19 protein-coding genes are annotated in these 16,345 nt (G+C 73.1%); 13 read left to right on the top strand and 6 right to left on the bottom strand.

What is annotated here, in order from left to right; translation table 11 throughout:
• Positions 1-72: 72 nt before the first annotated feature.
• Positions 73-612: a hypothetical protein gene (locus tag OG994_RS04295; RefSeq protein WP_328852254.1), complete on the top strand. Its 540-nt coding sequence runs from the start codon at positions 73-75 to the stop codon at positions 610-612.
• Positions 613-1,246: 634 nt separating this feature from the next.
• Positions 1,247-1,528: a hypothetical protein gene (locus OG994_RS04300; protein WP_158610060.1), complete on the top strand. Its 282-nt coding sequence runs from the start codon at positions 1,247-1,249 to the stop codon at positions 1,526-1,528.
• Between the two features lie 77 nt (positions 1,529-1,605).
• On the opposite strand, the gene OG994_RS04305 is transcribed toward OG994_RS04300, so the two are convergent.
• The gene (locus OG994_RS04305; RefSeq protein WP_328852256.1) at positions 1,606-2,067 is read right to left on the bottom strand and encodes a hypothetical protein; all 462 of its coding nucleotides are present in this window, start codon (positions 2,065-2,067) and stop codon (positions 1,606-1,608) included.
• 213 nt (positions 2,068-2,280) lie between these two features.
• Here OG994_RS04305 and OG994_RS04310 point away from each other — a divergent pair, with 213 nt between their 5' ends.
• The 6 genes from OG994_RS04310 to OG994_RS04335 all read left to right on the top strand — a co-directional run bounded on the left by OG994_RS04310 (position 2,281) and on the right by OG994_RS04335 (position 7,753).
• On the top strand, positions 2,281-3,267 hold the full coding sequence (locus OG994_RS04310; protein WP_328852257.1) for a GlxA family transcriptional regulator: 987 nt from the start codon (positions 2,281-2,283) through the stop codon (positions 3,265-3,267).
• 90 nt (positions 3,268-3,357) lie between these two features.
• Complete coding sequence (locus OG994_RS04315) at positions 3,358-3,933, top strand: hypothetical protein (RefSeq protein WP_120326539.1); 576 nt, start codon at positions 3,358-3,360, stop codon at positions 3,931-3,933.
• Between the two features lie 102 nt (positions 3,934-4,035).
• Positions 4,036-5,445 carry a pyridoxal phosphate-dependent decarboxylase family protein gene (locus OG994_RS04320; protein ID WP_328852258.1) on the top strand — a complete coding sequence of 470 codons (1,410 nt, stop codon included), beginning with the start codon at positions 4,036-4,038 and terminating at the stop codon, positions 5,443-5,445.
• Positions 5,446-5,706: 261 nt separating this feature from the next.
• A complete protein-coding gene (locus OG994_RS04325; RefSeq protein ID WP_120326537.1) occupies positions 5,707-6,249 on the top strand; it encodes an RNA polymerase sigma factor in 543 nt (180 codons plus the stop codon).
• Between the two features lies 1 nt (position 6,250).
• On the top strand, positions 6,251-7,288 hold the full coding sequence (locus OG994_RS04330) for a CU044_5270 family protein (RefSeq protein ID WP_328852259.1): 1,038 nt from the start codon (positions 6,251-6,253) through the stop codon (positions 7,286-7,288).
• Between the two features lie 24 nt (positions 7,289-7,312).
• On the top strand, positions 7,313-7,753 hold the full coding sequence (locus OG994_RS04335; protein ID WP_120326535.1) for a GNAT family N-acetyltransferase: 441 nt from the start codon (positions 7,313-7,315) through the stop codon (positions 7,751-7,753).
• 24 nt (positions 7,754-7,777) lie between these two features.
• On the opposite strand, the gene OG994_RS04340 is transcribed toward OG994_RS04335, so the two are convergent.
• Positions 7,778-8,443, bottom strand: coding sequence for a response regulator transcription factor (locus OG994_RS04340; protein ID WP_328852260.1), 666 nt, complete (start codon positions 8,441-8,443; stop codon positions 7,778-7,780).
• Positions 8,440-9,288 (bottom strand): sensor histidine kinase, encoded by an 849-nt coding sequence (locus OG994_RS04345; protein WP_328852261.1) that lies wholly within the window; start codon positions 9,286-9,288, stop codon positions 8,440-8,442. Before OG994_RS04345 ends, OG994_RS04340 begins: the two co-directional genes overlap by 4 nt.
• Before the next feature lie 112 nt (positions 9,289-9,400).
• Between OG994_RS04345 and OG994_RS04350 the strand changes: the two genes are divergently transcribed.
• Genes OG994_RS04350 through OG994_RS04360 form a run of 3 tightly spaced genes read left to right on the top strand, consistent with a single transcriptional unit; the run spans position 9,401 to position 11,492 of the window.
• A complete protein-coding gene (locus OG994_RS04350; protein ID WP_328852262.1) occupies positions 9,401-10,114 on the top strand; it encodes an ABC transporter ATP-binding protein in 714 nt (237 codons plus the stop codon).
• Positions 10,108-10,860 (top strand): hypothetical protein, encoded by a 753-nt coding sequence (locus OG994_RS04355; protein ID WP_328852263.1) that lies wholly within the window; start codon positions 10,108-10,110, stop codon positions 10,858-10,860. Before OG994_RS04350 ends, OG994_RS04355 begins: the two co-directional genes overlap by 7 nt.
• A complete protein-coding gene (locus OG994_RS04360) occupies positions 10,857-11,492 on the top strand; it encodes a hypothetical protein (RefSeq protein ID WP_328852264.1) in 636 nt (211 codons plus the stop codon). Before OG994_RS04355 ends, OG994_RS04360 begins: the two co-directional genes overlap by 4 nt.
• Before the next feature lie 188 nt (positions 11,493-11,680).
• Here OG994_RS04360 and OG994_RS04365 read toward each other — a convergent pair whose 3' ends face one another.
• Together OG994_RS04365 and OG994_RS04370 are read right to left on the bottom strand one after the other, a co-directional pair.
• Entirely contained in the window at positions 11,681-12,775 is a 1,095-nt protein-coding gene (locus OG994_RS04365; protein ID WP_328852265.1) for an FUSC family protein, read from the bottom strand.
• A 106-nt stretch (positions 12,776-12,881) separates the two neighbouring features.
• Positions 12,882-13,796 (bottom strand): LysR family transcriptional regulator, encoded by a 915-nt coding sequence (locus OG994_RS04370; RefSeq protein ID WP_328852266.1) that lies wholly within the window; start codon positions 13,794-13,796, stop codon positions 12,882-12,884.
• A gap of 73 nt (positions 13,797-13,869) precedes the next feature.
• Between OG994_RS04370 and OG994_RS04375 the strand changes: the two genes are divergently transcribed.
• Positions 13,870-14,853: a DMT family transporter gene (locus OG994_RS04375; protein WP_328852267.1), complete on the top strand. Its 984-nt coding sequence runs from the start codon at positions 13,870-13,872 to the stop codon at positions 14,851-14,853.
• A 13-nt stretch (positions 14,854-14,866) separates the two neighbouring features.
• Here OG994_RS04375 and OG994_RS04380 read toward each other — a convergent pair whose 3' ends face one another.
• Positions 14,867-15,073 (bottom strand): hypothetical protein, encoded by a 207-nt coding sequence (locus tag OG994_RS04380; RefSeq protein ID WP_120326527.1) that lies wholly within the window; start codon positions 15,071-15,073, stop codon positions 14,867-14,869.
• A 241-nt stretch (positions 15,074-15,314) separates the two neighbouring features.
• Here OG994_RS04380 and OG994_RS04385 point away from each other — a divergent pair, with 241 nt between their 5' ends.
• Positions 15,315-16,187, top strand: coding sequence for an alpha/beta fold hydrolase (locus tag OG994_RS04385; RefSeq protein WP_328852268.1), 873 nt, complete (start codon positions 15,315-15,317; stop codon positions 16,185-16,187).
• Positions 16,188-16,345: the final 158 nt, after the last annotated feature.

Consider the following 16,345-nt stretch of genomic DNA (forward strand, 5'->3'; position numbering starts at 1 on the left):
TCCGCCCACCGATCTCGCGGCCGCCCTGGGCGCACGGCTGTCGACCACCATCCGAATCCGAAAGGAGTCACCGTGAACACCGCTGGAGCGACACCCCGCCGGCGAGGCAGGGGCATGTTCACGCTCGCCCTGTCCATCGTGATCACCACCTTCGTACTGATACCCGCCTCGGCGGCACCGGCCACGGCGTCACCGCCGAATGCCGTCGCCGAGGACCGGATCGGCGCGATCCTGGCCGCCCACCCGGACGCGACCCGGCTCTCCGCGAACCAGGTCGCGTGGCCCGACGACGGCGTCGTCCTCACCGTCACGGACGCCGACACTGCTGGCAGTTGGTGCCAGACCGGACGGGCGTGCATCCACGCCGACGCCAACCGCGGCGGCTACGGTTACGCCTTCTACCGATGCCAGACCTACCGGCTCCCGGAATACGGGTTCCCCATCGGTCAGCGCGGTGGCGCCTCGTCCTGGTACAACAACCAGACCGGCGGCGCCAAGATCAGGTTCGAGGACGAGTGGTTCACCCTGACACCCGTCACCGCCGGGTACGGGTTCGGCAACATGCCGAGCTACATGAACGACCGCGCCTACTGGCTCGAACTGCTGTGCTGACGCCGCCGGTACGAACCTGACGAACGATCGCGACGAGGGTTCGGGCCCCCTCGGGCGCGCACGGAGAAGCCCCCGGGCGGCCGATCAGGCAGGTCGGGGGCCTTTTTGTCCGTCCCCACCGGAGGAACTGCCCCGCTCGTGGGCGCGCGATCACCGACCGCCGGGACATCCGCCGGCGCTGCCAGTGGCACGCCTCGTCGCGCGGACGCAGCCGTCGGTGGTGACGCCGAGCACCAACGCGGCCTACGATCGAAAGATGCCATCACGGGGGAGTCCATTCACGAGGCGGTCGCCGTCGGGAGTACGCTCTGCCGCTCGGTGGTCCGCGGGCCCCATCGGTGTCGTGGGCGCCGTCGCTCTTGCTCTGGCTGCTGGCGGGTGCGCCGCGACGACCAGTGCGGCCACGACCAACGCCACCGCGAGGGACGCCACCGCCGGCGGGACCGCGGAGTGCCCGGCGACCGTGCCGTTGACCGTGTCGGCCGCTCCGCGGAGTGGCATCGTCCCGGTGGTGCCGGCCCAACCGACCGCGTCAGGTGCGGACCAGCACCTCGTGCCGACGGAGGCGCCACGCAGCGCCGTCCTCTGCCAGTACCGGTCCGTCCCGGTAGGAACCGCCTCGACTGCCAGCAGCGTGCCTCTGGCCGCGGCGGTGGCCGTGACGACCGGGCGGGACGACCTGGCCCGCGAACTCGCCGCGCTGCCGTCGCTGGCGGACCATCCGGGCCCTGCGTCCTGCACCGAGATGGGGGGTCCCCTGGTCCCCTACCTGCTGGGTCTGGACTACGCGGAGGGACGCGTCTGGGTGGCCGCGAGCGCGGAACCCAACCGATGCTCGGGCGCGTCGAACGGCCGGTTCGAGACGCGCAGGTACGCGGGCGGTCTGATGAAGGCGGTTGCTGACAGCAACGGCTGACGGCTTCGGGGCTGGACGCGAGCGACGGGCGGGGACAGCAGCGGCCGAGGACCCTCGCTGCTCGGGTGGTCTCGCGCCTACGTGGACCTCAGCTGCTGCGCCAGCCGCTCCAGGCCGTCCTTGATCAGCTGCCCGTACTCGTCGTCGCCCAGGGCGCCGATCCCCGCCTGCGCGCACGCGAGGTGCTCGCGGGCACGGCCGAGATCGCCGAGCTTGCGGTAGCAGTCAGCCAGGTTGAGGTGCAACGACGGATACAGGCCGGCCACCGGCAGCGTCACACCGGCCTCGGCGACCCGGGCGTCGCTGAGCAGGTCGGCGGCCGCGAGCGCCCGCTGGTCCCAGACCAACTCCTGGTGGACGTCGTCCTGCACGTCGGCCATCGAGTGCGCGAGGACGCACACGTGCAAGGGATCGCCGCGCTCCCCGCCGATCTCGTCCCAGATCTGCGCGAACAGGTCCCGAGCCGCCTCGCGCTGACCCTGATGGTGGTGCAACGCCACGCCCTGGCCGATGCGGACGAGCGTGGCGTCGGTGGTCATCTGCTGCTCCTGCACGGCTCGACGCGGGACGACGGCATCGATCGTAGTGTGCCGCGAGCCACCGGCGGAGCGACCCGACCCGCCCGGAGCGATCGACGGCCACGTGCGGCCCAGGGCGGGAGCGACGCGCTGGCCGGCCCGGCACGCCCGAAGCGTCGGGACCGGCAGGGTACACGGTGACGGTGGATCGGGCAGGATGTATGTATGCCCGCGATGGCTGCTGCGTCCGATGGTGCACGACGGGTCGTGGTCGTCGGCTACGACGGCTCCGAGTTGCTCGACATCGCCTGCGTCACCTCGACACTCGACCTCGCCGGCCGGATCGCCGGCCGCCCGCTGTACCGGGTGGAACTGGTGTCACCGGCCGGCCGGGCGGTCCGGTGCGACTCGGGCCTCCGCCTCGAGAGCGGCGGGTCGCTGCAACGCACGACCGGACCGATCGACACGCTGGTCATCTCCGGCGGCGAGGGCCACGAGGACGCGGCGGCCGAGGAGACGGTCGTGGCACACGTACGGCGGCTCGCCGCGCTGGCCCGCAGGACGGTGTCGGTATGCACCGGAGCCACCGTGCTGGCCGCCGCGGGGCTGCTCGACGGGCGGCGGGTGACGACCCACTGGCGCTACGCCAGCACGCTCCGCGAGCGGTACCCGGGCGTCGAGGTCGACCCCGGACCGATCTTCATCCGCGACGGCGGCATCGCCACCTCGGCCGGTGTCACGAGCGCCCTCGACCTCACGCTCGCCCTCGTCGCCGAGGACCACGGGCCGCAGTTGGCCCGCACCGTCGCGCGGGCGCTGGTCACCCACCTGCAGCGGCCCGGCACCCAGGCGCAGATGAGCGTGTTCACCGCCCCCGACCCGGACCACGCGCTCGTCCGGGAGGTCGTCGCACACGTCAACGCGAACCTGTCCGCGAGGCTGGACACCGCGACCCTGGCCCGTAGCGCCGGCGTCAGCGAGCGGCAGTTGCACCGCCTCTTCGTCGAGCACCTGGGCATGCCACCCGGTCAGTTCGTCCGCCGGACCCGGCTCGACGCCGCCGCCCGCCTCCTCGCGGACACCGGGCAGCCGTTCGCCACGATCGCCCGCAGGTGCGGGTTCTCCTCCGTGGAGACGCTACGCCAGGCATTCGTGCAGCAGTACGGTGTGCCGCCGTCGCGGTTCCGCGCAACGTCGACGCCGCCGGTCACCGCCCACTGACCACCGTCCCCGTGCCGCACCGCCAAGGATTCCGGACGGCGCGGTGCCCGCGTCTCGACCGTCCGCTTCCGCTTCGGCAGGGTCACCGGCATGACCGACGCCCTTCACCCTGGCTCTCCGTACGCCGCTCGACGTTCGACCCACCAGGCGCTGCACCGCTGGCCGACCGTCGTCGGGCTCGTCGCGGCGTCCGCCGCGCTGCTCGCCGCCGCCGACCGGGACACGGCGGCCACCTCGGTCGGCGTGGCCGTGCTCTGCTACCTCGGCGCGGCCGCACTGAACCGTCCCTGGGTCGCATGGGCCGGCGTACTCGGCGGCAGCGTCGTCGTCACGGCCGGCGAACTGGCCGGGATCGGTCGCTGGGCCGCGCTGGGAGCCGTCGCGCTCGCGCTCGTCGTCGTCGCCGTGGTCGTCGGCGCCCCGCGGCGGCCCGTGATCGCCCAGACCGTCGCGTTCGCGGCCTACGGCGGCCTCGCCTTCGGCGCGCTGGCGTTGGACCCGCGACCTGGCCTCGTCCTCGCCGGACTGACCCTCGCCGCCCACGCTGTGTGGGACGCCGTGCACTTCGTCCGCGCCCGAGTCGTACCCCGATCCCTCGCCGAGGCATGCATGGCGCTCGACGTGCCCCTCGGGCTCGGGGTGGTCCTCGTCGGCCTCACCAGCTGAGAGTCCGGAGCGGCTCGCCGGCGGCCGGTGCGGGTAGGTTGGGACCGCTCGTCCGCGGTGACGCGACGAGTGCGGCGCCGGTCGACAACGCGGGAAGTGGCGATGAACCAACGCTCCGACGAGTCCCACCGAGACCGGTCCGACCTGCGGGCCCTCCTCGTGCGGGCGGCCGAGCACGCGGCGGCGTTCCACGCGTCGCTGCCGGGCCGTCCGGTGCGACCGCAGGCGGACCTCGACACGCTCCGGAAGGCGTTCGGCGGGCCGTTGCCGTCGGATCCGACGCCGCCCGACGAGGTTCTCGCCGCGCTCGTCGCGGCCGCGGAGCCGGGCCTGATGGGCTCGCCGGGGCCACGGTTCTTCGGGTTCGTCGTGGGCGGGACGCTGCCGGCCGCGATGGCTGCGGACATGCTCGCCGTGGGGTGGGACCAGAACGCGTTCAACGCCGCGCTGGCGCCCGCCGGGATCGCCGCGGAGGAGGCGGCGGGTGCGTGGCTCAAGGAGTTGTTGACCCTCCCGGCGTCTGCCTCGGTGGGATTCGTCACCGGCGCCCAGGCCGCCAACACCGTCGGTCTGGTGACCGCGCGCCACCACGTCCTGGCTCAGGCGGGCTGGGACGTCGAGCGTCGTGGCCTCGGCGGCGCGCCGGAGATCCGGGTGGTGGTGGGGGAGGAGCGGCACGCCACCATCGACCGCTCCGTGCGCCTGATCGGGATCGGGACCGACGCCGTCACGACGGTGCGCACCGACCGCAACGGCGCGATCGACGTCGCGGACCTGGAGCGCGTGCTGGCGTCGGGCGGCGGCCGGCCGTCCATCGTGTGTCTCCAGGCCGGCAACGTGAACACGGGGGCGTGCGACGATCTGCGCGCGGCGATCCGGCTGACCCACCGGCACGGGGGATGGGTCCACGTGGACGGTGCCTTCGGGCTGTGGGCGGCGGCCTCGCCGGCGAAGCGACACCTGGTCGCCGGGATCGAGCTGGCGGACTCGTGGGCCTGCGACGCCCACAAGTGGCTGAACGTGCCGTACGACTCGGCCTTCGCGATCACCTCGCGGCCGGACGCGCACGCCGCGGCCATGTCCTACTCCGCCCCCTACCTCACCGGCGCCGGCGCGACGGTGGGAGGTGCCGACTACACCGCCGAGTCGTCGCGCCGCTCGCGCGGGTTCGCCGTCTGGGCGGCGCTGCGTGAACTGGGACGTGACGGCGTCGCCGGTCTCGTCGAGCGCTGCTGCGCGCTCGCGGAACGGTTCGCCGACGGGATGCGCGCGGCGGGCTTCGAGGTCGTCAACGACGTGGTGCTGAACCAGGTGCTGGTCGGCTTCGGCGACGACACGCGGACCGACGAGATCGTCGCGGCCGTGCAGCGCGACGGCACCTGCTGGTTGGGGGCGACGAGCTGGCGCGGCCGGCGACTCATGCGGATCTCGGTCTCCAACCACCTGACCACCGAGGCGGACGTGGACCGCAGCGTGGCTGCCATCACCCGGATCGCGCGGAGCGTGCTCTGACGGTCCACCGCAGGTCCACCGGGCATCCGTGCCGGCTTGCGCGGCACACGGTCCCGGACAGATCCGCAGCGCGACGACTCGCTCGGGTGAGCGTGCGGGCGCGGGCTGCGACGCGCACTGCGCCACGGTCGTACGGCGCCACGGTCGGGTCGGCACGCCCGAAGGCGCTTCGGCTTCCTGATCGAGGCCGTGGCAGCGGCCGGGTGGGGTTCGGAGTGTGACGTTTCGCCTGGTGCCGGACATAAGCAGGTAGGAGGTGTCATGGACGCGGCGAAGGAGCAGTTCACCGAGCTGTACGAGCGTCATCACGCCGAGGTGTGGCGGTACGTTGCTCGGCGGATCGTCGCGTCCGATGTCGGTGACGTGGTTGCCGAGGTGTTCCTCGTCGCGTGGCGACGTCTGGCCGATGTCCCGGCGGGTTCGCCGTTGCCCTGGCTGTACGGGGTGGCGCGTCTGGTGCTGGCCAACGAGGCTCGGGGCCGTCGGCGGTGGCAGGAGTTGACGGTGCGCGTTGCGGCGGAGGCGGGCCACGTGATCGTGATGGACCACGCGGACGCGGTGGTCAGCCAGCGTGACGCCGCGGTCGCGTTCAACCGGTTGTCCCCGGGCGACCGGGAGATCCTGCGATTGGTGGCCTGGGAGTGGCTGACGCCGGTCGAGGCGGCGGCAGTCCTGGGCCAGTCGCGGGCGACGTTCGCGATGCGGCTGATGCGGGCCCGCCGTCGGCTGCGCAGGCATCTCGGCATGGCGAGCGACGCGGCGGGGCGACCTGCGACGCCCTCGATGTCGAACCGGAACGGATGACATGAAGGCCATCGACGAAGTGCGCCAGCTGTTGGGCGGCCTGGACCCGACCCGGAACACAGGGCCAGCCGAGGACGCTCGTCACGAGCGGGATCTCGCTCGCATCCTCTCCGTCGACCGCACCGCGGGCGCCGCTGGCCGAGCAACCCCACGACGCCGATTCGTGCTGGCCGCAGCCGCTGCGGGGGTCGTGGCGGTTGCCGGTGGCGCGGTAGCGATCGGGATCGACCGTCAGCCGCAGCCGGCGTACGCGGCAACCCCCGCACTCCTGGACTACGGTCCGCCGGCGAGCGCGGAACCGGCCAGCGTCCGGCTTCGGCGTCTGGCCGCCGTGGCAGCGGCGCAGCCGATGCCGCCGCGGCCGGCCGGGACGGTCGAGCATCTGGAGTCGGCGAACTGGTTCCTGAATTCCTCCATCTCCGGTGGGCGGACGGCGTCGGCGGTGGTGCCGCAGCAGTGGGAGTCCTGGCGGAGCGACGACGACGCCGGCCGCATGGTCAGGAAGGATCTACCCCCGATATTCCGGTCCGACGTCGACCGCAGGCAGTGGCAGAAGTGGGGTGGCCGCGTCGACTCGTCGCGGGAGGTGCGCGACTACGCGGCCGGCGAGTTCTACCGCGGCTTCCGCGGCGAGGTGCCGACGGACGCCGGCGTGTTGCGCGACTGGCTGAGAGCAGGCACGTCGGCGCCGCCGGCGCCGGTGCAGTACCTGGAGGACGTCGCCCAGCTTGCGGGCATACGGCTACTGAACCCGGCTCAGCGCGCCGCGGTGCTCACGCTTCTCGCCGATCTCCCCGGCATCACCGCCGCCGGCACCGTCACCGATCGCGCCGGACGCGCCGGTGAGGCCTTCTCCATCACGAGCGACGCACACGGTCTGCCCGCCCAGTACACGGTGATCGTCGATCCGCGCACCGGTACGCTACTGGGATACGAGGAGATGCTGACCACCACGGCGGGCAAGCTGAACGTGACGATCCCCGCCGTGATCACCTACCGCTCGTACCTGAAGGCGGAGTACGCGTCCATGCCACGGTGACGCCGGCGCTGGCAGAGTGGGTCGATGGATGGTGACCTCAGGCCGGTACGCCGGGAAGACGCCGCTCGCCTCGCCGTGCTGCTGACCCAGCTCGGCTATCCGACCGAGGAACCGGAGGCGGCGGCCCGGCTGCGCTACTGGGGCGACGACGCGGCCGGCGTCCTCATCGGCGCCGACGTCGGCGGCGAGCTGGCCGGGGTCGCGGCCCTGCACGTGGCTCCGCTCCTCGAACTGACGGGCCGGTGGGCGCGTCTCGTCGTGCTGGTCGTCGACGAGGAGCACCGCGGCAAGGGCATCGGGCGGCGCCTGGTCGAGGCTGCCGAGAGCCGGGCGGCCGAGCTCGGCTGCCGTCGGATGGAGGTGACGAGCAGCCGTCAGCGAGGCGACGCCCACCGCCTCTACCGGCGGCTGGGATACGAGGACGTCTGCGCCCGGTCCGCGCGCTTCCTGAAGCTCCTCGGGTAGGCGCGGCGACCAGCTCGCGTCGGATCAGGGGCGCGGCCGCACCAGCCCCGCGTCGAACGCCGCGATCACGAGCTGCGCCCGATCCCGCGCGGCCAGCTTCGCCATCAGGTGCGTGATGTGCGTCTTCACCGTCTTCACGGAGATCGTCAGCGCGGTGGCGATCTCGTCGTTCGACATGCCGCCGCCGATCAGGGTGAGCACCTCGACCTCGCGGACGGTCAGGCGCCGCAGCGCCGGCGTGGGCCGGTCCGGGCGGGGCGCGGCGACGTAGTGCGCGACGAGCCGCGTGAGGATCGACGGCGCGAACAGGGACTCACCCCGGTGGGTGCGGCGGATCGCGTCGATCAGCTCTTCGGGGCGGGCGTCCTTGAGCAGGAAACCGGACGCTCCCGCGTGCAGCGCGTCGTAGACGTACTCGTCGAGTTCGAACATGCTCAGCACCAGTACGCGGGCGGTGGACAGCGCCGGGTCGGCGCAGATGCGGCGGGTGGCCTCGATGCCGTCGACGTGCGGCATCCGGACGTCCATCAGGATGACGTCGGGGCGGCTCGTGCGGGCGCGCGCGACGGCGTGCCCGCCGTCGCCGGCCTCGCCCACGACGGCCAGGTCCGGCTCGTTGTCGATGATCATGGCGAGGCTCTGCCGCAGCAGCGCCTGGTCGTCGGCCAACAACACGCGGATGCCGCTCATGTCGCCTCGTCCCGGATCCGCGCGGTGAGGCGGAAGCCGCCGTCGACGTGCTCCGCGGACAACGTGCCGCCGAGGCTGGCGACCCGCTCCCGCAATCCGGTCAGACCGTGTCCGGCGCCCGGCGACGCCCGCCACCCGTCGACCGGGCCGGAGTCCGCCACCGTGACCACCACGAACGGTCCGTCCCGGCGCACCCGCACCTCCACCTCCGTCGGTCCCGCGTACCGCGCCGCGTTGCTGAGCGCCTCCCGCACGATCTTGCAGACGGCGACCTGGACGCCCTGCGACACCTCACCGAGCGGCTCGACCGCCAGCCGCGTCCGGAGCCCGGCGAGCGACGCGCCGTGCACGATGCCGGGCAGGTCGTCGAGGCTGTCGACGGGCGTACGGCGGCTGGCGGTCGACGGCTCACGCAGGACCGTGAGCATGCGGCGCAGCTCCGTCGTCGCGTGCCGGCTCGCGTCCTCGATGTCGGTGAGCGCCGCCGCGACCTCGGCGGGCTTGGGTAGATGCCGGGTGGCCGCCGCGCGGACCGTGATCAGACCCAGGCCGTGCGAGACGATGTCGTGCAGGTCGCGGGCGATCCGCAGCCGCTCGGCGAGCACCGCCTCGGACGCGGCCCAGGCGGTCAGCCGCGACTCGTAGGCGGCCCGGTCGGCGCGTGACCGCCGCACCGCCCACACCGCGGCCGCCACTGCGATGCCGACCATCAGCGGCGGCAGCACGAGCGCGAGCGGGCCCTGGGGCGTACCGGCCGTGCACATGGCCATCACCAGCACGCTGATCACCACGGCGACCACCGGCACGACCCGGGACCGCCCGGACGGGCGCGGATGGGTGTTCACCACCACGACTGTAGGTCTCAGACCAGGGTCTGACGGTCCACGGACCGACCCGGCCGTCGGGATCCGAGAACGGTCCGATGCGTGCGGGCCGGACAACCGGTTGACTCGGATCATGATCACGGTCGATCGCGTCAGCAAGACCAGGAGCAGGACGCGGATCCTGCACGACGTCACCTTCGAGGCCCGGCCCGGCCGCGTCACCGGCTTCCTCGGGCCGAACGGAGCCGGCAAGACGTCGACTCTGCGCATCCTGCTCGGCCTGGACCGCCCGGAGAGCGGCGCCGCGCTGATCTGCGGGCGCCCGTACCGGAAACTGGACCGCCCACTCACGACGATCGGCGCGTTGCTCGATGGCAGCGGCGCGCACCGGGCCCGCACGGCCCGCGCCCACCTGCGTTGGGTTGCCGCCAGCAACGGGCTGCCGGACTCCCGCGCCGACGAGGTCCTGGAGATCGTGGGCCTGACCGGCGACGCACGCAAGCGTGCCGGCCGTTTCTCCCTCGGCATGAGCCGCCGGCTCGGGCTCGCCACCGCGCTGCTCGGCGACCCCGAGGTGCTGGTCCTGGACGAGCCCGTCAACGGCCTCGACCCGGTCGGGATCCGCTGGATGCGCGAGTTCCTCCGGAACAGCGCGGTGCAGGGTCGCACCGTCCTGCTCTCCAGCCACCTGATGAGCGAGCTGGCCGAGATCGCCGACGACGTCATCGTGATCGACAAGGGTCGGATCGTGGCGCGCGGCAGCCTCGCCGAGGTCACCGGTGACCACCGGACGCTCGAGGACGCCTTCTTCGCACTCACCGCCACCGAGGCGGTCCGCCCGTGGTGAGCCGGGTCCGCGCCGAACTCCGCAAGCTGCTCGGCCTGCCCACCGCCTGGGTGGGCCTGGTGCTCGGCACGCTGACGGCACCGGCGATCGTCCTGCTGAACGCGCCGTACACCCGCCGCGCGATCGCCGCCGGCACCCTCACCGACACCTCCGACCTGGGTCTGCGCGACCTGGGTGTGGGACTGATCGGTCCCATGGTCCTCGGCGTGATCGCGGTGAGCAGCGAGTACACGTCCACCAGTCAGCACGCCCCCGGCGCCCGCCAGCTCACCGCGACGCTCACGGCGGTGCCGGACCGGTTACGTCTGCTCGTGGCGAAGACCGCGGCGCTCGTGCTGGTGGTCGCCGCGCAGGCGGCGGTGGCCGCAACCGCCACGCTGGGGCTCACCCAGGTGCTGCACGGCGACCACGTGCCGGTGCCCGCCCCGGCCCGGGTCGCCGGCGCGATCCTCTACTGGACGCTGACCGCGCTGCTGGCGTACGCGATCACGCTGATCACCCGCAACGGCATCGTGCCGCTGACGCTGCTGGTCATCAACAGCACCGTCGTGTCGGTGTCCTACCTGCTGACCAAGATCACCGACCTCGCCTCCTACCTGCCAGACATCGTCGGCGCGCAGATGTTCATCCGCGACGCGGACTTCCCCGTCGAGATCGCACCCTTGACCGCCGGGCTCGTGATGACGGCGTGGGTCGCCGTGCTGCTCGCGATCGGCGCCGTCCTGTTCCAGCGGCGGGACGCATGAACGTCGCCCGTGCCGAGCTGCGCAAACTGTTGACGCTGCCGTCGCTGCGCCTGACCGCGCTGCTGACCTGGGCCGCCACCCTGCTGCTGGCGTACGCGTACGCGTACGCCGACCGCGACGCGCCGCTCGATGACGCAGCCCTGGCCCCACTCGGCTACACCCAGGCCGGCTTCCTGGTGCTCGGCGTGCTGGCGGCCGCGTCCGAGTACGAGGAGGGCGGACAGATCCACACCACCCTGCTGGCGATGCCCCGCCGCCTGCCACTACACGTGGTGAAGGCCCTGACGCTGGGTGCCGTGACGCTTCCGGTGGCCGCCGTGACGGCGGCCACCAGCACGCTGCCGGCCGGCGGCGCCACGTGGACACCGGCCGCCACCGCGTACCTGACACTCACCACGCTGCTGGCGGCGGCGGTCGCCGGCGTCGTCCGTCGCGCCGTGCCCGCCGCGATCCTGCTGCTCGGCCTGTACTTCATCGCCGGCCCCCTGCTGCGGGCCCGGCCCGGCGGCATCGCCGCCTACCTACCGGACACCGCCGCCCTCGATCCGCCTCGCGGCGCCGCCGCCACGGTCGCCTGGACGGCCGCCGTGCTGGCGCTCGCCGCTCTGACCTTCCACCGGCGCGACGCCTGACGCGCCGACGTCGAGGACGGGGGCGTCGTCCGGACCGCCGGTTCAGAGGGTGGTTTCGCCGTCGAGGCCGAAGTAGTCGTGCCACTTCGCCCATCGAGCGATGTCGGAAGGCTGTTGACACGCGGCGACGGGGCAGGTGGCGGCCGGCCGCCGTCGATGCGCCTCCACCTGCGTCTACACGGCCACCGTCAGGTCGCCCCGGACGACAGCCCGACCGTATGGTTCGCCTCCGCCTTGGGCACTCCGGTGGCCTGGAGGACGTCGCTGATGGCGAGGCGGAGCCGCGACGCGAGGACCCGTCCACAGAACTCGAGTTCCTCGGCGCAGGCCCGGTCGACGTCCTCGACGGCCTGGCACGCCCGCGCACGGGCGAGGTCGGGTTCCCGGCCGGCGAGGTAGTCACGGTGCAGCAGCCTCACCGCCTGCCCGAGGTGCTCGATCGACGCCGGGAGGCTGGGTGGGAACGGCTCCCGCTGGCGCACGGTCGACGCTATCCAGTGCGCCACCTCGCGGCTGTTGGAGTAGGCGTGCTGGAGGTGCTCCGAGGCGTGCTCGTACCTGCGCATCACCGTCACCTGCCGCCGCCGCCACGGTGACAGCTTCACGATCTCGGCGGCCGCGGCGACCATCTCCACCGTCTGGTTCCGCTCCTCCTCTGCCGCGACCAGGCGCTGCCAGGCATTCTCCGCCTGTTGAAGGTCCCGCTGCTTTAGGGCCTGGGCGACAGCGGTGAGATTGCGGGCGAACAGGTCGAGCGTGGGGCCGGCGGCGCGATGAACGACCCGCACCGGATTTGCCGGCAGCACCAGCAGCGCCACGGCGACGGCCACCAGCACACCGATCAACCCGTTGACGGTCCGCGCGGCGGCCAGGTGCGGCTGTTCGGCGGTAAGCGTTCCCAGCAGCACGGCGGTGCTGCCGGCGTGCACCATGACGGCGCCGTTGCCGCGGATCACGGCGGCCGAGGAGATGGCGAACGCCACGATGAGGCCGGTCTGGACGGGCCCTGTCCCGATGACCTCGATGATCAGCTGCCCGGTCAGCACCCCCACGACCACGCCGGCGATGAGCTCCACCGCTCGTCGGATCCGGTTGCCATGGGCCGCCGCGATCGTGCCGATCGAGGCCGCGGGCGCGAACAGCGCCTGCGAGTGCTGCAGCACGTCGTTCGCGATGAACCAGGACAGACCAGCGGCGACACCCGCCTGGACCGCGATGACCAGGTAGTTGCGGAGCCGCTCGTACGCCTGTCTGCCCTCGCGCCGCAGCAGCTCAGGCCGCACGTCTCACCTCCAACGACCCGCCGGCTCTGGAGCACATACTCGTACACCGGTGAAGATCGTTCTTCGGGATCGCTGGTCTCCGGGAGGCCGCGTCCACCAGCCCGGCTCAGGTCAGTGTGCGCGCCTGAGCCGTCACGGCGGCCAGGAAGGCGGTCAGTGCGGGGCCCGGCGGGGTGTCGCGGGTGACCACGACGAGACGCCGCCGGAGGTCCGCCTCGGCGACGTCACGGACGGCGAGAGCGGGATCGTCGGGCGGCAGGGTCAGTGCCGGCAGCAGGGCGACGGCCTGCGCGCGGCGGACGAGTTCGAGTTGGACGTCCGCGTCGCTGCACCGGTGCCGCAGGTCGGGCTCGTACCCGCCGAGGGACCGGCAGGTTCCGACGACCATGGCGTGGTGGCCGGTCCCCTCGGCCGACGCGGTCCAGACGTCCGACCGCAGCGTGGCCATCGACACCGGTCCACCCGACGCGGCCATCGGGTGCGCCGCCGGTAACGCCACCTTCAGCGGCTCCTCGTGCAGGACCGCGAAACGCAGCCCTGCCGGTCGCGGCCGGGGGTGCCCGTCGTACTCGTCGGCGATCAGCAGGTCGATCGCGCCCAGGCGGAGGTTCGGCAGCGCCTGTTCCAGTTCGATCTCGAAGATCTCCACCCGTACCCGGGGATGGGCGGCCGTCGTGTGGGCGAGTGCCGGCACCAACAGGCGGCGGGCCGCCGACTGCAGGCCGCCGGCCCGCACGGTGCCCCGCACGTCGTCGTCGAGGGCGGCCAGGTCCGCCGCCGCCGCCTCGGCCGCCGACAGCAGCACCCGCGCGTGCCGGGCCAGGAGGTGCCCGGCGTCCGTCAGCCGCACGCCGCGCCCGGCCTTCTCGAACAACCGCGTCCCGACCTCCCTCTCCAGCAGGGTGAGCTGCTGGGAGATCGCCGACGGGCTGTAGCCGAGCGCCGCGGCCACCGCGCCCAGGGTGCCGCGCTCCTCGAACTCGCGAAGGAACCGGAGGCGGCGGAGGTCCAGCGCAACCATTCGGGAATGCTAACGAATCGACTCCACGAATCATCACTGGACCTGATGGGTCGGGTGGCCGATGCTCGACGGCGTGGGTCCCGCACTGTGTCTCCTGTCGGCGGCGTGTTTCGGCGCCATGGCGGTCTTCGGAAAGCTCGCCTACGAGGCGGGCGTCTCGCCCGGGGCGCTGCTCCTGGTGCGTTTCGGCCTCGCGGCCGCGGTGCTGGGCGTACTCCTGCTCCTGCGGCCCGGTCTGCGACGCGGCGGTGCCGACGAGGATCCGCCGGCCGCGGCCGGCGGCCGGGTGCTGGTCACCGCGCTCGGCCTGGGCGCGGTCGGGTACGCCGCGCAGGCGAGCCTGTTCTTCTCGGCCCTCGAACTGATGGACGCCTCGCTGCTGTCCCTGATCCTCTACACCTACCCCGTCCTCGTGACCGTGGCGGCGGTCCTGCTCGGCCGGGACCGGCTGACACCGGGACGCCTCGTCGCGCTGCTGGCCGCGTCGAGCGGAATGGTCCTGGTCCTCCTCGGCGCGGGCGGCATGGGCTTCCATCCGCTCGGGGCCCTGCTGGCGTTCGGCGCCGCGGTGGTCTACACGAGCTACATCCTCGTCGCCGACACCGTCGTGCACCGGCTGCCGCCCGTGGTGCTGTCCACGCTGGTGATGACCGGGGCCGCCGGCACCCTCGGCGTACGCGCCGCCGTCACCGGTGGCGTCGACCTCGACGTCGGGCTGCCGGGATGGTTCTGGCTGGCCTGCATCGCCGTCGTCTCCACGGTGTTGGCGATGCTCACCTTCTTCGCGGGTCTGCGGCGGACCGGCCCGTCCACCGCCGCCATCCTGTCGACCTTCGAACCCGTGGTCACCACGGCGCTCGCCGCGCTCGTCCTCGGTGAGTCCCTGAGCGCCGTTCAGCTCGCCGGCGCGGCTCTCGTGCTGTCCGCCGTCGCCGTCCTGCAGGTTCCGGCGCCGAGGTCGAGCACCGGCGCGCCGGGTGCCGCGCGCGGCGGCCTCCGCGTGGGGCGGGCGATGTTCGGCGTACGCGCCGCCGCCGCACCGCACGACGAGGCCTGACGGAGCCGGGGCCTCAGCCCTTCCCGTCCCCGAGGCGCCGGACGCGCACGTCGCAGTCGGCGTAGTCGGACTGGCGGCGCAGCCAGTCGGCGCGGCGGTTCGCGGCACGGGACGTGAAGTGGCGGCTCACGGGCCGCGCCGTGTCGCCGGGCTGACGGACCGTGACGACGTAGCGGCGGACGGCCCATCCGGCCCGGGTGTGTCCGCTGTCCTCCGTCACGTCATTCTCCTACCGCCACCAGGCAATATAGCCCTGCCTCGACCTGTACCCCGGGCCGGTGCGGCCGACACGTGGGCGCCGTCGGGCTCCGCCGCCGGCGGGTCGCACGACCAGCACGGATCGGGTCGGAGGAGCCGGCGGCCCGGCGTCGCCCGCGTCGGCCGGGTGCGGCCGCACGGCGCCACCGATCGTCCACCGCGCGGACCGATGAGTTTCCGGCGACGGAGAAGTCAGTACCGGCATGACGACTACCCACGTTCTTGAGACGGCCGAGGCCGACATTGTGTACGACGTTCGCGGCCCGCTGCCGACGGCCGACGGACGCCCGCCGCTGTTCATGATCGGCCAGCCCATGGACGCCACCGGCTTCGCCACGTTGGCGTCGTACTTCCCCGACCGCACCGTGGTGACGTACGACCCTCGGGGCCTCGGCCGCAGCCGGCGCAAGGACGGCCGGGTCGACCACGACCCCACGGTCCAGGCCGGTGACGTGCACGCCGTGATCGAGGCGCTCGGTGCCGGCCCGGTGGAGATGTTCGCGAGCAGCGGGGGCGCGGTGACGGCGCTCGCGCTCGTGGCGGCACACCCCGACGACGTGACCGTCCTGGTGGCGCACGAGCCTCCGATCATCCCGGTGCTGCCGGACGCCGTGGCGGCCGAGCGGGCCCGCGACGGCGTCCGGGCCGTGTACGAGGCGAAGGGGTCGAACGCCGGCATGGCCGCCTTCATCGCGATGACCTCCTGGCAGGGCGAGTTCACCGAGGCGTACTTCGCGCAGGGCGCCCCCGATCCCGCGGCGTTCGGGATGCCGACCGAGGACGACGGTCGCCGGGACGACCCGCTGCTCTCCGACCGGTCCTGGGCGGTCAGCAGCTACCGCCCCGACGTCGAAGCGCTGGCCGCGGCGCCCACCCGCGTCGTGATCGCCGTGGGCGAGGAGTCCGCGGGCACCTTCACGGCGCGTACCGCGGTGGCCACCGCCGAGCTGCTCGGCCAGCGGGCGACGGTGTTCCCGAGCAACCACGGCGGCTTCCTCGGCGACGAGTTCGGCTACCCCGGCCAGCCCGAGGCGTTCGCCCGCAAGCTGCGCGAGGTCCTGGAGAACGACGACTGACCAGGACTCGGGTGTCGGAGGTCCCGCCCCGCAGGACGCGTCGAGCCGGTCCGGACCCGCGGTTGGTCCGGGCCGGCTCCGCGTTCGCGTACCGGTCGGGGGAGACCGGGCCCCGGTCGACGTCCGCCGCGCGACACCCCGCGAAAACTCGATTCATT

This window comes from Micromonospora globbae, assembly GCF_036184225.1.
GTDB classification, from domain to species: Bacteria; Actinomycetota; Actinomycetes; order Mycobacteriales; family Micromonosporaceae; genus Micromonospora; species Micromonospora globbae.